Below are 16,328 nucleotides of genomic sequence, written 5' to 3'. Positions count from 1 at the left end.
GGCGTGAAGCCCGCACGCGCCCTTTTTGCCCTGACCCTGCTGCTGTGGGGCGGGGCACTGTTGCGTGATGGGATCGACGACTGGATTGCCGCAACGGACCTGCCGCCGCTTCTTGCCGAAACCTCGGTCGAAGTGCGGGACAGGAACGGCAATCTTCTGCGGGCCTATACGGTGGCGGACGGTCTCTGGCGACTAGGCGCCCGGCCGGATGCGGTCGATCCCCGTTATGTCGAAATGCTGATCGCCTATGAAGACCGCCGTTTCTGCAGTCACAGCGGAGTTGATCCCATTGCAATGGGGCGGGCTGTGTTGCAGGCGGTTCGCAATGGTCGTGTGGTGTCAGGCGGGTCGACCCTGACGATGCAGGTCGCTCGGTTGATGGAAGACGGGACCACGGGGCGCTGGGCAGGAAAGCTACGGCAGGTCCGTGTTGCACTGGCGCTGGAACGGCGGCTGACCAAGCCTGAGATCCTGTCGCTTTATCTGACCCATGCACCGTATGGCGGCAACCTGGAAGGCATCCGCGCTGCGACGCTTTCGTGGTTCGGCAAGGAACCGGGACGTCTGACCCCGGCGCAGGCGGCCCTGCTGGTTGCCCTGCCACAAAGCCCCGAAACGCGCCGTCCCGACGTGTCGCGCGAGGTTGCGGACATGGCGCGGAGTCGTGTTCTTCAACGGGCGCAGGCCGCGGGTATCCTGAGTGCCGGAGATGTCGCCGCCGCAGTGACCGAGCCTGTGCCGGTCGCGCGCCGCGCCTTTCCCGCATTGGCCGCGCATATGGCGGACCGCGTCCGCGATGACCGCCCGGACGCAGGTGTCCATTCGCTGACGCTGGACGGCGACTTGCAACAGGTGCTGGAAAACCTTGCGACCCAGTCGCTGCGCGGCAAACAAGAGCGACTGTCGATCGCCATGGTGGTTGCCGATCACAAGACAGGAGAAATCCTGGCTTCGGTCGGATCGCAGGGCTATCACGGTGGCGATCTGCGGCAGGGATTTGTCGACATGACCCGCGCGCCGCGCTCGCCGGGGTCTACGCTCAAACCTCTTGTCTATGGGCTTTCGTTCGACCTCGGTCTGGTTCATCCGGAAACCCTGATCCTGGATGCTCCGGTGAATTTCGGATCTTATGCGCCACAGAACTTCGATGGTCGGTTCCGAGGAGAGATCAGGGTTGCCGACGCACTGCGAGAGTCGCTCAATATTCCGGTCGTTCTGCTCACGGAAGAAATTGGCCCGGCCCGACTGATGGGGGCTTTGCGCGCCGCTGGGACAAGTCCGACGGTGGCAGGCGGCACGGCGGGTCTGGCGGTCTCGTTGGGTGGGTTGGGCATGACGCTTGAGGAATTGGTGACGCTTTATGCCATGCTAGGCAACAAGGGGCAGTCGGTTGATCTGCATTGGCGGCTGGGCGCGGCATCCGGTGACGGGAAACGCGTTCTGAATCGTGCCGCCGCGTGGCAAGTGGGGCATGTGCTGGCACAACTGGCGCCACCGCCGGGGGCCGCCGACCTGCGTCTGTCTTACAAAACCGGCACCAGCTATGGCCACCGGGACGCCTGGGCGATTGGGTACGACGGTCGCCACGTGGCCGGGGTGTGGATTGGACGGCCTGACGGAACACCGGTGCCGGGGGCCTTTGGCGGAGAGTTGGCGGCGCCGGTTCTGTTCGATGTTTTCCAGCGATTGAAACCCACGCTCGACCCGCTCGGGCCACCGCCCCCCGAGACTTTGCTGGTGCCCACTGCCCGCCTTCCTCATCCGTTGCAGAAGTTCCGGGGCCGCGCTGGCGTCTTTGCTCGTGCGTTGGATGCGGTGGAAGTGACCTTTCCTCCTGACGGAGCCGAGATAGAACGGTCGGCAGGGGGGGTGACTTTGAAGTTGAGGAACGGTCGCGCGCCCTTTGCGGTCCTTGCCAACGGTGTGCCGGTCATGACCAACTTTCACCGCCGGGAGGTCACCCTGTCGGGACTGGGACGCGGGGCGTCCGTGTTGACGGTGATTGATGCCAACGGGCAGTCGGCGCGATCCCGGATCTGGCTGGACTGAACGAAAAAGGGCGCCACCCGAAGGTAGCGCCCCGGTTCAAAGCTGTTCCGAATTGGATCAGATACGTTCGATGGCAAGGGCGATGCCCTGACCGCCGCCGATGCACATGGTGATCAGGCCTTTCGATCCGCCGGTGCGTTCAAGCTCGTACATGGTCTTGACGGTGATGATCGCACCCGTTGCGCCAACAGGGTGACCAAGGGCAATGGCGCCACCGTTCGGGTTCACTTTCGATGTGTCCAAGCCAAGGCCCTTGTTGACGGCAATGGCTTGGGCGGCGAATGCCTCGTTGGATTCGATAACGTCGAAGTCACCAACCGAAAGGCCGGTGCGCGCCAGCAGGTTCTCGACCGCCGGAACCGGGCCAATGCCCATGACTTCCGGGCGGACGCCAGCATGGGCATAACCCAGAACGCGGAATTTCGGTGTCAGTCCGGCCTTTTCCGCGGCTTCGGCGCGGGCCATGACAATCGCCGCGGCACCGTCATTGATGCCCGAAGCGTTGCCCGCCGTCACCCGGCCGTCTTTGCGGAAGACCGGGCGCAGTTTGGCCAGCGTTTCCATGGTTGACGCCTTGGGATGTTCGTCGGTGTCAAAGGCCACAACATCGCGGCGGACCTTCACGTTCACCGGGACGATCTGTTCCTTGAAGTAGCCCGCTTCGATCGCTGCCAGCGCGCGTTCCTGGCTGGTCACCGAGAAGGCGTCCATGTCTTCACGGCTCACGTCATGTTCATCGGCGACGTTTTCTGCCGTCACACCCATATGCCCGGTTCCGAAGGGGCAGGTCAGTGCGCCCAGCATCATGTCCAGCGTCTGCACGTCGCCCATTTTTGCGCCAAAACGCTGTGAGGGAACGATATAGGGCGCACGGCTCATGCTTTCGGCACCACCTGCCAGCGCAAAATCGGCATCGCCCAGCATCAGCGATTGCGTGGCCGAGACGATGGCCTGCGCACCGGATCCGCACAGGCGGTTCACGTTCATCGCGGGCGTTGTATTCGGGATGCCTGCCTCGATAGCGGCGGCGCGCGACAGGTAGGCGTCGCGTGGTTCGGTGTTGATCACATGGCCAAAGACCACGTTGCCGACCTGACCCGGCTCAACGCCGGCGCGCTGCATCGCGGCCTCGGACGCGATCTTGGCCAGTTCAATCGGGGGGGTGTTGGCAAGTGCGCCGCCAAAGGTGCCAATGGCAGTCCGGGCGCCGCCCAGGATGACGATATCCGACATGGGGATGTCCTTTTCGGTGAAGAAAAACTCAAGCGCCCGCAGGCTACTGTTTTGGGGTCAGCCTGTTAAGGCGCGAATGGTCGCTGCGACGCAGCGTGCATTGACATCGACGTGACGTCACGGGCAGGTATGAAAAATGTCCAGTGATTCCCATATCCTCGGCCTTCTGCCCGCACGCCTGAAACAGGCGCGCCAGAAACAGGGCCTGTCGCTTGATGCGGTGGCCAAACTGTCTGGCGTCAGCCGTTCCATGGTCAGTCAGATCGAGCGCGGCGAATCAAGCCCGACAATCGCGACGCTCTGGAACCTGACCAAGGCGCTTCAGGTGGATTTTGCTGGTCTCCTTGATGACAGCGAACCGGTGGACAAGATCGCGGTCATCCGCAACTCGGACGTGCCTTCGTTTGACAACATGGGGCAGGGCTGCCTCATCCGTATCCTGTCTCCGCCGGAAGAGGCGGGCGGGCACGAAGTCTATGACATCCGGCTCGAACCCGGCGGCGCGCTGACCAGCCAGCCGCATGCACGCGGCGCGACCGAACAACTGACGGTTCTGGATGGAACGGTGAAGGTGACCAGCGGCACGGCTGTCACGACCTTGTCGGAAGGTGACACGGCACAATATGCTGCCGACCTGCCGCATGCGATCCAGTCCCCCGACGGCCCGGCGCGCGTCTTCCTGATCGTCAAAAACGCCTGATCCCCGCCAAAAGCGGTTTTCGTGTTATGCTCGAACTGAGGTGTTCGTGATTGCGGATTTTTGTCCGTTATCTTGAAATCCGCTATTTCGAACTGAAATCCATTATGTTAGATGATGCTCCAGAATCACGGAGAAACCCATGTCCGAAGCTTTCCTGAACGATATTCGCGCCACGCTTGATCAAATCGAATCCGAGGGGCTGATGAAGCGCGAGCGAATGATCACCTCGCCGCAAGGCGGTGAGATCCGGGTGGGCGATCGCGAGGTTATCAACCTCTGCGCCAACAACTACCTTGGCCTCGCCGATCATCCCGACCTGATAAAGGCGGCGCAGGGGGCGATGGACCCGCGCGGGTTTGGCATGGCTTCGGTCAGGTTCATCTGCGGCACGCAGGACATTCATTGCGAGCTGGAACAAAAGCTGGCGGCGTTTCTGAAGAAGGATGACGCGATCCTGTTCGCTGCCTGTTTCGATGCCAATGGCGGCTTGTTCGAACCGCTTTTGGGCCCGGAGGACGCTATTGTTTCAGACAGTCTGAACCATGCCTCAATTATCGATGGGGTGCGGCTCTGCAAGGCGAAGCGCTATCGCTACATGAACAATGACATGGCTGATCTGGAAGCGATGTTGCAACACGTTCGTGATGAGGGCGCTCGCCATATCATGATTGCCACCGATGGCGTGTTTTCGATGGACGGCTACCTTGCCAACCTGCCCGAGATCACCCGCCTGGCGCAAAAATATGATGCGCTTGTGATGGTCGATGACTGCCATGCGACTGGGTTCATGGGGCCGAACGGGGCTGGCACGCCGGATCATTTCGACGCGGATGTCGACATTTTGACGGGGACGCTGGGCAAAGCACTTGGAGGGGCCATCGGCGGTTATATCGCAGGGCCGCAGCCAGTGGTTGACCTGTTGCGGCAGCGCGCGCGGCCCTACCTGTTTTCCAACTCGCTGCCGCCATCCATCGTTGCCGCCGGGATCGAGGCGATCCGCCTGGTCGAAGACGGAGCAGATCTGCGCGCTCAACTATTTGACAACGCTCGCTATTGGCGGGCTGGTCTGGAAGCGCTGGGTTTCGACCTTTTGCCGGGCGAGCATCCGATTGTTCCGGTGATGCTGGGCGATGCGCAGCTGGCACAGGATATGGCGGCGCGGTTGTTTGACGAGGGCGTCTATGTGTCGGGCTTTTTCTTCCCGGTGGTCCCGCGCGGTCAGGCGCGTATCCGAACCCAGATGAACGCCGCCCTGACGCGGGAGGAACTGGACCGCGCGCTGGCCGCTTTTGGCAAGGTCGGGCGCGACCTGGGAGTGATCCAATGAGCAGACCCAACACCATGAAGGCGCTTGAGAAGTCCGAGCCGCGCGAAGGCCTGTGGATGGTGCAGGCGCCCGTGCCAGAGATCGGGCCGGACGATGTGCTGATCCGAGTCAACAAAACCGGCATCTGCGGCACCGACATTCATATCTGGAACTGGGATGACTGGGCCGCACATACCGTGCCCGTGCCCCTGATCACAGGCCATGAATTCGCGGGCGAGATCGTCGAGATAGGACGCGATGTGACGGGTTTGGAGATCGGCCAGCGGGTGTCGGGTGAAGGTCACCTGATCGGCACCGAAAGCCGCCAGAGTCGCGCTGGGAAGTTCCACCTTGATCCCGGCACACGCGGGATCGGGGTGAACGAGCAGGGGGCCTTTGCCGAATACCTGCGCTTGCCCGCCTTCAACGTCGTGCCGCTGCCTGACGACATACCGGACGAGATCGGCGCGATCCTTGATCCGCTGGGCAACGCGGTCCATACCGCACTGAGTTTCGATCTGTTGGGCGAGGACGTATTGATCACCGGGGCCGGACCGATTGGTATCATGGCAGCAGCGGTGGCCCGGCATGCAGGTGCGCGCCATGTTGTTATCACTGACATCAATCCAGACCGTCTGAAGCTGGCGGAACACGTGGTGCCGACCGTGCGGCCCGTCAATGTCGCCAAGGAAGACCTGAACGACGTGATTGCAGGCTTGAAGATGAAACAGGGTTTCGATGTCGGGCTGGAAATGTCCGGGTCGCAGGCGGCGCTGGACCAGATGGTCGAGGCGCTGGTGATGGGCGGCAAGATCGCGCTATTGGGTATCCCGCCGGGGAAATCGCCTGTCGACTGGAGCCGGATTGTCTTCAAGGCGATCACGATCAAGGGCGTCTACGGACGCGAGATGTTCGAGACCTGGTACAAGATGATCGCCATGTTGCAGAACGGGCTTGATGTCAGCCGGGTCATCACGCACCAGATGGGTGTCGATGAATTCCGAGACGGGTTCGCGGCAATGAAATCCGGGGCGTCGGGCAAAGTGGTTCTGAATTGGCGATAGGGGCGTTGCCCCTCTGGGCCTTCGGCCCATTCACCCCAAGGTATTTGCGGCAAGAGGAAAGTGGCATGGCGGCGGGCTCATTGGTTGATGTGATTGGGGGCACACCGTCGGTCTGGCTGGACCGGCTGGTGGCGGCGCATGGGGCATCCGGGCGAATCCTTGCGAAGCTTGACTATCTGAACCCCGGGTTTTCCAAGAAGGACCGGGCCGCGAAAGGCATCATCGAAGCGGCCGAGGCATCCGGCGCGCTACGACTGGGACAGACCGTGGTCGAGCTGACCAGCGGCAACATGGGCACCGGCCTGGCGATTGTCTGCGGTATCAAGGGGTACCCGTTTGTTGCGGTGATGAGCCGGGGCAATTCGGTTGAGCGCGCGCGCATGATGATGGCGCTTGGGGCCGAAGTGGTGCTGGTGGATCAATTGCCGGGGTCTGTTCCAGGGCAGGTTTCAGGTGGGGATCTGGCCGAGGTCGAAAAGGTTGCGAAGGAGGTCACGGCGGCGCGTGGGGCGTTCCGCGCGGACCAGTTTCACCACGCCGGCAACGCGGCGGCGCATTATCAGACCACAGGGCCCGAACTTTGGACGGACAGCGATGGCAGCCTGACGGCCTTTGTTGATTTCGCCGGGTCTGGCGGAACCATTGGAGGCACGGTCCGCTACCTGAAAGAACAGAACCCGGGCCTGCGGGCATACCTCCTGGAGCCTGATGGAGCAGCGGTGCTGGGCGGCGGCGATGCGACCTACCCCGACCACCCGATTCAGGGTGGCGGATATGCCATGGCGGATTTGGAGTTCCTGCATGGCGTACCTGTCGACGGATATCTGACCATCGAAGGCGACAGCGCCCGGCAAACAGCCCGGGAATTGGCGCGGGTCGAAGGAATTTTTGCAGGGTTTTCAGCCGGAGCCAATGTCGCCGCCGCGCTCGAGTTGCTGTCCGGCCCAGAGAAGGGCGGAACGGTGGCTGTTGTCATCTGCGACAGCGGATTGAAATACCTGTCCACCGATCTCTGGGCGTGACCTGTTTACCCGCGGAACGGTGCAAACCGGTTGAAGTTCACGATCAGCTCACACAGCCCGGTTCTGAAGGCTGCCCAACTGATTGACGTCGTTGTTGGTTCCCATTCACGATCACTCATTACCCGACCCTTTCGACGAAAAGGCCCCCACAAGGATCAGTTTTCGCAAAGCGGGTTACGATATTCTAAACGGCAACCCGGCAATCCCGTCGTGTTTTAATGGTCTGGGCGCAAGGGCGTACGGCCCGTCGGCCCGAGCAGGAAAACCCCATCCTCATCAATAACGGCGGCAGTCAGGGGGCGTCCGAATCCAGCGCCGCTGTCGAGGTCGATCCGATTGCCAAAATGCCGAGCCTGCGGTAGCGGGGTGTGGCCATGCACCACGAGCCAGGGGTGCGGACCGGAATGGCCGAGAAAGGGCTCTCGGATCCAGACAAGGTCATCCTCGGTCTGGCTTTCCAGCGCAATACCGGGGCGGATACCGGCATGCACAAAAAGCTTGTCCTGAAACACCAGATGAGTCGGCAGGCCTGACATGAAGTCGATATGGCTTCTGGGAACGGCGGCGCGCGCCTCCGCATGGGCGGCGTGGATACGCGTCTGATCTGTGATCATCACGCCGTAAGAGGCCAGCGTCTCGCGCCCACCGAGGTTTTCGTGAAACCAGTCCCAACCTACCAGAAGGCCAGTTTCCATCACCGGGGTCGGAGCAAGGAAACGCGCGAACATGCGGTCGTGATTGCCCTTGAGTACGGTCCAGTTGCGTCCTTCGGCAACGCCCCGCGCCAGCAGGTCGATCACCCCGCGGCTGTCGGGGCCGCGATCGACCAGGTCGCCAAGGAACACGACGCGGGCATCCGGGCCACCGTCAGACACGATCCGCGCCAGCGCATCTTCCAGCATGGTTAATTGGCCGTGGATATCTCCGATGGCATATATGGGGTCTGTCTTGGGGGGTGTCATGGGACAAAGGCTAAATGAAAAACGCCGCCCCGAACAGGGACGGCGTTTCACTGAATTTTGCTTTTTGGGTCAGGCCACTTCGAATTGCAGCGGTTTCACCTGACGGAACATTCCGGTCTGGCACAGCTTGTCGATCACCGGACCCGGGACCACGTCATCAACATAGAGAAGCGCGATCGCTTCGCCGCCCCGGTCCGAACGCCCAAGGGTGAAGTTGGCGATGTTCACGCCGTTTTCACCCATGGTCTGACCCAGCGTCCCGATGATGCCGGGCACGTCCTCGTTGGTGGTATAAAGCATGTGGGCGCCGACTTCCGCGTCGATGTTGATGCCCTTGATCTGGATGAAGCGCGGCTTGCCATCCGAGAAGACGGTTCCGGCAACGGACCGCTCGCGCTTGTCGGTGACGACGGTCACCTTGACATAGCCGTCGAATGTGCCGGATTTGTCCTGGTTCGTGGTCGAGATCTGAATACCGCGTTCCTTGGCGACAACCGGGGCCGAAACCATGTTCACGTCCGGGTTCACCCGCTTCATGATGCCCGCAATCACCGAGCAGTTCAGCGCATCCAGGTTCATCTTTGAGGCGACACCGTCATAGAGGATATTGATCGCCTTGATCGGTTCGTCGGTCAGCTGACCGGCAAAGGCGCCCAGATGATCGGCCAGCTTGATCCAGGGGCCCATGATCTTGGCTTCTTCCGCCGTGACCGAAGGCATGTTCAGCGCATTTTCAACCGCGCCGGTCAGAAGGTAGTTGGCCATCTGATCGGCCACCTGCAGGGCAACGTTTTCCTGCGCTTCGGTGGTGGCTGCGCCCAGGTGCGGAGTGCAGACAACATTGGGCAGGCCAAACAGCGGGTTTTCCTTGGCCGGTTCCACCGAGAACACGTCAAAGGCGGCGCCAGCAACATGGCCGGACTTCAGCAGTTCTGCCAGTGCTTCTTCGTCAACCAGTCCGCCACGGGCGCAGTTGATGATGCGAACGCCCTTTTTGGTCTTGGCCAGGTTTTCAGCCGACAGGATGTTGGCGGTTGCCGGGGTGAAGGGAACGTGCAGGGTGATGAAATCGGCGCGCGACAGAAGGTCGTCCAGCTCGACTTTCTCAATGCCCATCTTGTTGGCCTTTTCCTCGCTCAGGAAGGGGTCATACGCGATAACTTTCATCTTCAGGCCGCGGGCCCGGTCGCAGACGATGCCACCGATATTGCCGGCACCGATGACACCAAGGGTCTTGTTGGTCAGTTCGACCCCCATGAATTTGGATTTTTCCCACTTGCCCGCATGGGTCGAGGCGCTGGCTTCGGGAATCTGGCGCGCCACGGCAAACATCATCGCAATTGCGTGTTCGGCAGTGGTGATCATGTTGCCAAACGGCGTGTTCATCACGATCACGCCTTTTTTCGACGCGGCTTCCTTGTCGATATTGTCGGTGCCGATACCGGCACGGCCGATCACCTTCAGGTTGGTGGCGTTTTCCAGGATCGTCGGGGTGACGCGGGTGGCCGAGCGGATGGCGAGGCCGTCATACTGACCAATGATCTGTGCCAGCTTTTCCTTGTCCTTGCCCACATCGGGCAGGAAGTCGACGTCGATTCCGCGATCCTTGAAGATTTGAACGGCAGCGTCCGACAGTTTGTCGGAAATGAGAACTTTGGGGGCCATGGTGGTGGTCCTTTTGTCGGGGGCCTGGGGCCTGAAAAGAAATGGTTGGGGGCGGGGGCGGCCCGGCGCAACCGCCGGGCGCCTCGGCTTAGGCGGCTTCTGCCAGCGCGGCGATCTCGGCGTCAAACGCCCATGCCAGCCAGGGCAGCATGGCCTCGATATCCGAGGTTTCGACCGTGCCGCCGCACCAGATGCGCAGACCCGCAGGCGCGTCGCGATAGGCGCCGATGTCCAGCGCGATGTTTTCGGTCTCAAGACGTTTGGCGACGGCCTTGGCAAAGGCAGCGCCGTCTTTGATCCGGTCATCGGTGAACTTCAGGCAAACGCTGGTGTTCGAGCGGGTCGCGTCATCCTCGGCGAGGTTGGCGATCCAATCGTTGGCGTCGCAAAAGTCGAACACGGCCCGAGCGTTGGCATCGGCGCGGGCGATCAGACCCTGCAAACCACCGACCGAGCGCGCCCAGTCCAGTGCGAACAGGTAATCTTCAACGGCCAGCATTGACGGCGTGTTGATTGTGGCGCCGGTGAAAATACCGTCGATCAGCTTGCCGCCCTTGGTCAGGCGGAAGATCTTGGGCAACGGCCATGCCGGGGTGTAGCTTTCCAGACGTGCGACGGCACGGGGGGAAAGGATCAGCATGCCGTGGGCCGCTTCGCCACCCAGAACCTTCTGCCAGGAGAAGGTGGTGACATCCAGCTTGTCCCAGGGCAGGTCCATCGCGAAGGCGGCCGAGGTCGCGTCGCAGATGGTCAGACCTTCGCGGTCGTCTGCGATCCAGTCGGCGTTCGGCACGCGCACGCCAGCGGTGGTGCCATTCCAGGTAAAGACGACGTCGTTGTTGCAATCGACCGAAGTGAGGTCAACGATCTGACCATAGTCGGCGGTTTTGACTTCAGCATCGATTTTCAGCTGCTTCACAACGTCGGTAACCCAGCCTGAGCCAAAGCTTTCCCATGCCAGCATCTCGACCTTGCGTTCGCCCAGAAGCGACCACAGCGCCATTTCGACCGCGCCGGTGTCCGAGGCGGGAACGATGCCGATCTTGTAATCTGTGGGGATGCCGAGAATTTCGCGCGTGCCTTCGATCGCGGCCTTCAGCTTGTCCTTGCCAATGGCAGCACGGTGCGAACGACCCAGAGCGGCGTCGGCGAGTTTGTCCAGCGAAAATGTCGGGGGTTTGGCGCAGGGGCCAGAGGAAAAACGCGGATTGGCCGGCCGCGTTGCCGGTTTTTGCATAGCCATGTAGCTACCCTTCCAGATAAGCGCCCCTCGTTGGGGAGGGGTGTCCCGCGGACGGAGATAGACGGGTGTTTCAGGTTCCACAACTGCCAAAATGACGCTATAGCGCCGCATGAGCGCATATTTGCGACCCTGAATGACTACGATCGGAAACATTCTCATGTACATCGTCACTTTACTGACCGCCCCGGCGACCCCTTCCCTTGACCCCTCATTGGTCGAGTCGCTGCGCAATGCCTGGGGTGGTGGTGACGCCAATTGGCTGGCAGTGGACGAAGCCGCGGAATTTCCGATCGAAATCCTGCCTGACAATCGGTGGGACGTATGGGGCGACCTGCAAGGCATGGGCGTGGACCTAGTGATCCAGCCTGCCGAGGGGCGGCAGAAGAAGATGCTGTTGGCGGACATGGACAGCACCATGATCCAGCAGGAATGCATCGACGAACTGGCGGATGAGGCGGGCGTGGGTGACCGGGTCAAGGATATCACCGCTCGGGCGATGAATGGCGAATTGGATTTCGAAGGGGCGCTGACCGAGCGGGTTGGCCTTCTGAAGGGGCTGGACTCAAGCGTGATTGACAAGGTGCTGGCCGAGCGCATCACATTGATGCCCGGCGGCAAGGCATTGCTTGCCACGATGAAGGCCAATGGTGCCTATGCCGCGCTGGTGTCGGGCGGGTTCACCGCTTTCACGGCCAAGGTCGCCGCCGAGCTGGGATTTGACGAAAACCGCGCCAATACGCTGCTGGTCGAGGATGGCACGCTGACCGGTGATGTCGGCCGCCCGATCCTTGGCCGGGAAGCCAAGGTGCGGGCGCTGAAAGAGATCGCGGCCCGGCTTGGGCTTGCCCATACTGACGTCATGGCTGTCGGCGACGGGGCCAATGACCTTGGCATGCTGGAATTGGCAGGGGCAGGGGTCGCGCTTCACGCCAAACCCTCGGTCGCGGCGCAATGTGATATCCGTATCAATCACGGCGACCTCACCGCGCTCCTATACATCCAAGGCTACGCGAAATCTGAATTCCGGGCCAGCTGATCCATGTTGGAGTTTGGTCTGGAAGGCCTGATGATCCTGCTGGTCGCAGGTTTCTTTGCCGGGTTTATTGATGCAATTGCGGGCGGCGGCGGGTTGATTACTGTTCCTGCCTTGATGATTGCCGGTGTTCCGCCAGTGCAGGCGCTGGCGACCAACAAGATTCAGGGTCTTTTTGGATCTGGCACGGCGGCCTTTTCCTATGCCCGCAGCGGCCTTGTGGATCTGAAGACCCAGGTCGGTCCCGCCGCGCTGGCGTTCTGCGCGTCGCTGGCCGGGGCGCTGGCGGTGTCAGTCTTGCCGACGGATTGGGTGCGGCTGATCCTGCCCGCGCTTCTGGTTGGTATCGCCCTGTTCTTTGCTCTGCGCAAGGACCCCGGCGAGATCGACCGCACCGCACGGCTCAGACCTGCGGTATTTTCGCTGACCGCCGTGCCGCTGGTTGCCTTCTATGACGGGCTTCTCGGGCCGGGTGCGGGAAGCTTCTACATGATCGCCTTTGTCGCCCTTGGCGGTTATGGCATCCTGAAAGCGACCGCGCGCACAAAGCTTTTGAACTTTGCGTCGAATCTTGGCGGGCTTGCCGGATTTGTCCTTGTGGCGGAGCCGCTTTGGGCGATTGGCCTGGCGATGGGGGTCATGCAGATCATGGGGGCGCGTCTTGGGGCGCGGATGGCGATGGCAAGGGGGGCAAGGTTGATCCGGCCTCTGTTGGTCGTGACCTCACTCGCGCTGGCGTCAAAGCTGTTGTGGGACGTACTTTAGGCCGGAATCTGGCCCTTTCATCCCAAAAATTTCCGAATTTCAGAGAATCAGGACATTCTGGAGGGCAGAGATGCATTTGTTGCACTCGGTTTTGCCAGGAGGACCAACATGCCTAAATTCATGTTCATTTACCACGGTGGCGGACGCCCCGAGACACCGGAAGAAGGCGAAAAGGTCATGGCTGCCTGGGGCGCATGGATGGCGGGAATCGGAGATGGCCTGCTTGACGGCGGCAACCCGGCTGGCCTGTCGAAAACCGTGACAGCGACCGGGGTCGAGGACAATGGCGGATCAAACCCCGTTTCGGGCTATACGCTGGTCGACGCTGCCGACATGGACACCGCCATTACCATTGCGCAGGGCTGTCCGATCCTTGACGGTGGCAAGGGCACCGTCGAAATCGCCGAAGCAATTGAAATGTGATCCCGCGAAGGGATCGCTTGTTACGGGAACAGGTTGACAGGGTCGCCTTGTTTCCACTGAGGGATCTTGGCAAAGGCCGAGATGAAACGCTGTGATCCGATGAAGCGGTCAAGCCAACCGGCAAGTGCTGGCCAGTCCTGGGCATAAAACCAGGTCTTGTCGACAAAGGCGAACTGACGGACAAATGGCAGGATCGCGAAATCGGCAAGCCGGGGTTCTGCGCCAAATAGCCAGTGGTGATCGTCAAGCTGCCGGTCAAGCGCAGCCAGATGCTTGGCAGCCTGAGCGCGGTCATGGTCGCGGTCCCGTTCTGGGTGGCGGCTGGTGTACTTGTAACGGTCAAGCGCGGTCTTGAACGGCCCGTCATTGGTCGCGATCAGGTCGAACCCAGTTTCGGGCATGTCCATCAATCCCTCGGGGTCGCTTTGCCCCAAAGCCCACAGCATGATGTCGAGGCTTTCGTCGATGATCCGCCCGTTTGCATCAAGGCACGGCACAGTGGCGCTGGGTGACGTTTCCAGGAACGCCCTTGGCTTGTCGCGCAAGACCACCTCTCGCAGTTCCACCTGCACGCCCGCCGAGGCCACACCCAGCCGCGCGCGGATCGCATAGGGGCAACGACGGAAACTGTAGAGAATGGGGAGGGGCATACCATGTCCTTCCTGTTTGGCGGATCAGACCAAGAGGCGCTGTCCATCCCGCCCCGAAACCACAGCGTCCACAATCGCGCCCTCAGTCTGCGGAGAGCGGAAGGTGACTTCGGTAAACTGTTCGGTTCGACCCATCAGCGGGTTTTCCATCAACACCCTGTGGCGCACTCCGATCTGTGTCGCCAGATGCCGATCCACCTGTGCGTCCCCTGCTGCACGCAGACGGGCTGCGCGGTCCTTGATTACCTTGCCGTTGACCTGTTTCGGGATCTTGGCTGCCGGGGTGCCTTCACGCTTGGAATAGGGAAAGACGTGCAGCCATGTCAGGTCACAGTCCGTAACCAGCTTGACCGAGTTTTCGAACTGATCTTCGGTTTCAGTCGGGAAGCCGGCAATAATGTCGGCGCCGAATGTCATGTCGGGTCTCAGCCGCCGAGCCTCTTCACAGAAAGCGATGGCATCGTCGCGCAGATGGCGGCGGGCCATGCGTTTCAGGATCAGGTCGTCGCCATGTTGCAGGGACAGGTGCAAATGCGGCATCAGGCGCGGTTCTGTGGCGATGGCCTGCATCAGAGCATCGTCCGCCTCGATCGAGTCGATCGAGCTGATCCGCAGGCGCGGCAGGTCCGGCACCAGCTTCAGAATCCGCATCACAAGGTCGCCAAGGCGGGGGTGCTGCGGCAGGTCCGCCCCCCAGGATGTCAGGTCGACCCCGGTCAGTACGACCTCATTGAAACCCTTGTCGACCAGTCGTTTGATCTGGTCCACAACAACGCCTGCGGGAACCGAGCGGGAATTGCCCCGGCCATATGGAATGATGCAGAAGGTGCAGCGGTGGTCACAGCCGTTCTGGACCTGCACATAGGCCCGGCTGCGGGTGCCGAAGCCGTCGATCAGGTGACCCGCCGTCTCGGTGACGGACATGATGTCATCAACCATCACGCGCTCGGTTTTACCGACGAAATCGGGGGCCATGCGCGCCCAGGTCTCGGGCTGCATCTTCTCGTTGTTGCCGACGACCTGATCGACCTCGGTCATGGCCGAAAATGTCTGGGGTTCGGTCTGGGCGGCGCAGCCGGTGACGACGATACGGGCATCAGGGTTTTCGCGGCGCAGGCGGCGGATTTCCTGGCGCGATTTTCGCACGGCCTCGGCGGTGACCGCACAGGTGTTCACAATCACCACGTCACCCAGCCCGGCGTCTTGGGCAAGTTTCTTCATTGCCTCGGATTCGTAGGCGTTTAGCCGACATCCAAGCGTGGTGAGTTTCGGTGGTGTGGACATCAGATCGAATCCAGAAACTGGTCGCTGAATTTGCCCGAACAGACGGTCATCGTGGGCCCGGTCATCCAGACGCCGTCTTCGGCCCAATTGATCCAAAGGGTGCCGCCATCCAGGTCAATCTGCACCTTGCGTCCGGTCAGCCCACGTCGCGCCGCCGCCACAGCGGTTGCACAGGACGACGACCCCGAGGCGAGAGTCACACCGACCCCGCGCTCCCACACCCGCATGCGAATGTGATCCGGGCCAACGATCTGAGCGACCTGAACGTTGGTGCGCTGCGGATAAAGTGGGTGATGCTCATGCCTGGGGCCGAACTCGTCCAGATCAACCGCGGCCACGTCATCGACAAAAAAGGTGCAGTGCGGATTACCCATTCCGGTCGCCACCGGCCCGCCGTCGATCGGCAAATTCAGCGTGTCCATTTCGTGGGCAAGCGGAACCTCGTCCCAGGTCAGTTGCGGTTGCCCCATATTGACCGACGTAAGTCCATCACCGGCATCACGCGCCAAAAGCGTGCCGCGATCGGTGGTCAGGACCAGCTCGGAAGTGCCGTTTTCGTCCATCAGCTTTCGGGCGATGCAGCGTGTGGCATTACCACATGCGGCCGAGGTCGATCCGTCGGCATTGTAAAACGTCAGGTGCGCATCGGCGTTGCCGCGCAACGAGATCACGGCAAGCTGGTCGAACCCGATCCCCTTGTGGCGATCTGCAATCGCGGTGATCAGCGCGGCCGACAGCTCGATGGCCCGCGCACGTGCGTCCACAACAACAAAATCGTTGCCCAAACCGTGCATCTTTTCAAAAGCCAGTGCCATCGAGACCCCATAATTTCCTGCGCCGCATATAGCGGCAGGACCAAACATATTCCAGTGGAGTCGTTTTTCTTCTTTTTCGGGGTTGACCCCACCCCTGACCAAATCTAGATAGCG

At 61.3% G+C, this 16,328-nt stretch carries 15 protein-coding genes; 8 read left to right on the top strand and 7 right to left on the bottom strand.

Annotated elements, in window-relative coordinates; genetic code table 11:
• Positions 1–3: 3 nt before the first annotated feature.
• Positions 4–2,049, top strand: coding sequence for a penicillin-binding protein 1C (gene pbpC, locus JQ863_RS00370; protein ID WP_204112355.1), 2,046 nt, complete (start codon positions 4–6; stop codon positions 2,047–2,049).
• Positions 2,050–2,106: 57 nt separating this feature from the next.
• Here pbpC and JQ863_RS00365 read toward each other — a convergent pair whose 3' ends face one another.
• Positions 2,107–3,282, bottom strand: coding sequence for an acetyl-CoA C-acyltransferase family protein (locus JQ863_RS00365; RefSeq protein WP_204112354.1), 1,176 nt, complete (start codon positions 3,280–3,282; stop codon positions 2,107–2,109).
• 136 nt (positions 3,283–3,418) lie between these two features.
• Here JQ863_RS00365 and JQ863_RS00360 point away from each other — a divergent pair, with 136 nt between their 5' ends.
• The 4 genes from JQ863_RS00360 to JQ863_RS00345 all read left to right on the top strand — a co-directional run bounded on the left by JQ863_RS00360 (position 3,419) and on the right by JQ863_RS00345 (position 7,374).
• Complete coding sequence (locus tag JQ863_RS00360) at positions 3,419–3,982, top strand: helix-turn-helix domain-containing protein (RefSeq protein WP_204112353.1); 564 nt, start codon at positions 3,419–3,421, stop codon at positions 3,980–3,982.
• A gap of 139 nt (positions 3,983–4,121) precedes the next feature.
• A complete protein-coding gene (locus tag JQ863_RS00355) occupies positions 4,122–5,309 on the top strand; it encodes a glycine C-acetyltransferase (protein WP_204112352.1) in 1,188 nt (395 codons plus the stop codon).
• 14 nt (positions 5,310–5,323) lie between these two features.
• A complete protein-coding gene (tdh, locus tag JQ863_RS00350; RefSeq protein ID WP_204115007.1) occupies positions 5,324–6,352 on the top strand; it encodes an L-threonine 3-dehydrogenase in 1,029 nt (342 codons plus the stop codon).
• Between the two features lie 65 nt (positions 6,353–6,417).
• Positions 6,418–7,374, top strand: coding sequence for a PLP-dependent cysteine synthase family protein (locus tag JQ863_RS00345; RefSeq protein WP_204112351.1), 957 nt, complete (start codon positions 6,418–6,420; stop codon positions 7,372–7,374).
• Between the two features lie 215 nt (positions 7,375–7,589).
• On the opposite strand, the gene JQ863_RS00340 is transcribed toward JQ863_RS00345, so the two are convergent.
• The 3 genes from JQ863_RS00340 to JQ863_RS00330 all read right to left on the bottom strand — a co-directional run bounded on the left by JQ863_RS00340 (position 7,590) and on the right by JQ863_RS00330 (position 11,244).
• A complete protein-coding gene (locus tag JQ863_RS00340) occupies positions 7,590–8,336 on the bottom strand; it encodes a metallophosphoesterase family protein (RefSeq protein ID WP_204112350.1) in 747 nt (248 codons plus the stop codon).
• A gap of 69 nt (positions 8,337–8,405) precedes the next feature.
• Positions 8,406–10,001 (bottom strand): phosphoglycerate dehydrogenase, encoded by a 1,596-nt coding sequence (serA, locus tag JQ863_RS00335; protein ID WP_204112349.1) that lies wholly within the window; start codon positions 9,999–10,001, stop codon positions 8,406–8,408.
• A gap of 88 nt (positions 10,002–10,089) precedes the next feature.
• Entirely contained in the window at positions 10,090–11,244 is a 1,155-nt protein-coding gene (locus JQ863_RS00330) for a phosphoserine transaminase (protein WP_204112348.1), read from the bottom strand.
• Positions 11,245–11,401: 157 nt separating this feature from the next.
• On the opposite strand from JQ863_RS00330, the gene serB reads away from it, so the two are divergent.
• The 3 genes from serB to JQ863_RS00315 all read left to right on the top strand — a co-directional run bounded on the left by serB (position 11,402) and on the right by JQ863_RS00315 (position 13,465).
• Positions 11,402–12,280 (top strand): phosphoserine phosphatase SerB, encoded by an 879-nt coding sequence (gene serB, locus JQ863_RS00325; protein ID WP_204115006.1) that lies wholly within the window; start codon positions 11,402–11,404, stop codon positions 12,278–12,280.
• 3 nt (positions 12,281–12,283) lie between these two features.
• Positions 12,284–13,042, top strand: a complete 759-nt coding sequence (locus JQ863_RS00320) for a TSUP family transporter (protein ID WP_204112347.1) — start codon at positions 12,284–12,286, stop codon at positions 13,040–13,042.
• 108 nt (positions 13,043–13,150) lie between these two features.
• Complete coding sequence (locus JQ863_RS00315; RefSeq protein ID WP_204112346.1) at positions 13,151–13,465, top strand: YciI family protein; 315 nt, start codon at positions 13,151–13,153, stop codon at positions 13,463–13,465.
• Positions 13,466–13,485: 20 nt separating this feature from the next.
• Here the strand turns inward: JQ863_RS00315 and JQ863_RS00310 are convergent, their stop codons facing one another.
• Genes JQ863_RS00310 through dapF form a run of 3 tightly spaced genes read right to left on the bottom strand, consistent with a single transcriptional unit; the run spans position 13,486 to position 16,214 of the window.
• Positions 13,486–14,115 (bottom strand): glutathione S-transferase, encoded by a 630-nt coding sequence (locus JQ863_RS00310; protein WP_204112345.1) that lies wholly within the window; start codon positions 14,113–14,115, stop codon positions 13,486–13,488.
• 24 nt (positions 14,116–14,139) lie between these two features.
• Complete coding sequence (gene mtaB, locus JQ863_RS00305) at positions 14,140–15,399, bottom strand: tRNA (N(6)-L-threonylcarbamoyladenosine(37)-C(2))-methylthiotransferase MtaB (protein ID WP_204112344.1); 1,260 nt, start codon at positions 15,397–15,399, stop codon at positions 14,140–14,142.
• On the bottom strand, positions 15,399–16,214 hold the full coding sequence (gene dapF / locus JQ863_RS00300) for a diaminopimelate epimerase (RefSeq protein WP_204112343.1): 816 nt from the start codon (positions 16,212–16,214) through the stop codon (positions 15,399–15,401). The genes mtaB and dapF overlap by 1 nt, the downstream gene beginning before the upstream one ends.
• Between the last annotated feature and the right edge of the window lie 114 nt (positions 16,215–16,328).

This window comes from Shimia biformata (assembly GCF_016888515.1).
GTDB lineage: Bacteria > Pseudomonadota > Alphaproteobacteria > Rhodobacterales > Rhodobacteraceae > Shimia_A > Shimia_A biformata.
The sequence above is the reverse complement of the archived record's forward strand: the minus strand, read 5'-3'. Positions and strand labels throughout refer to the sequence as shown.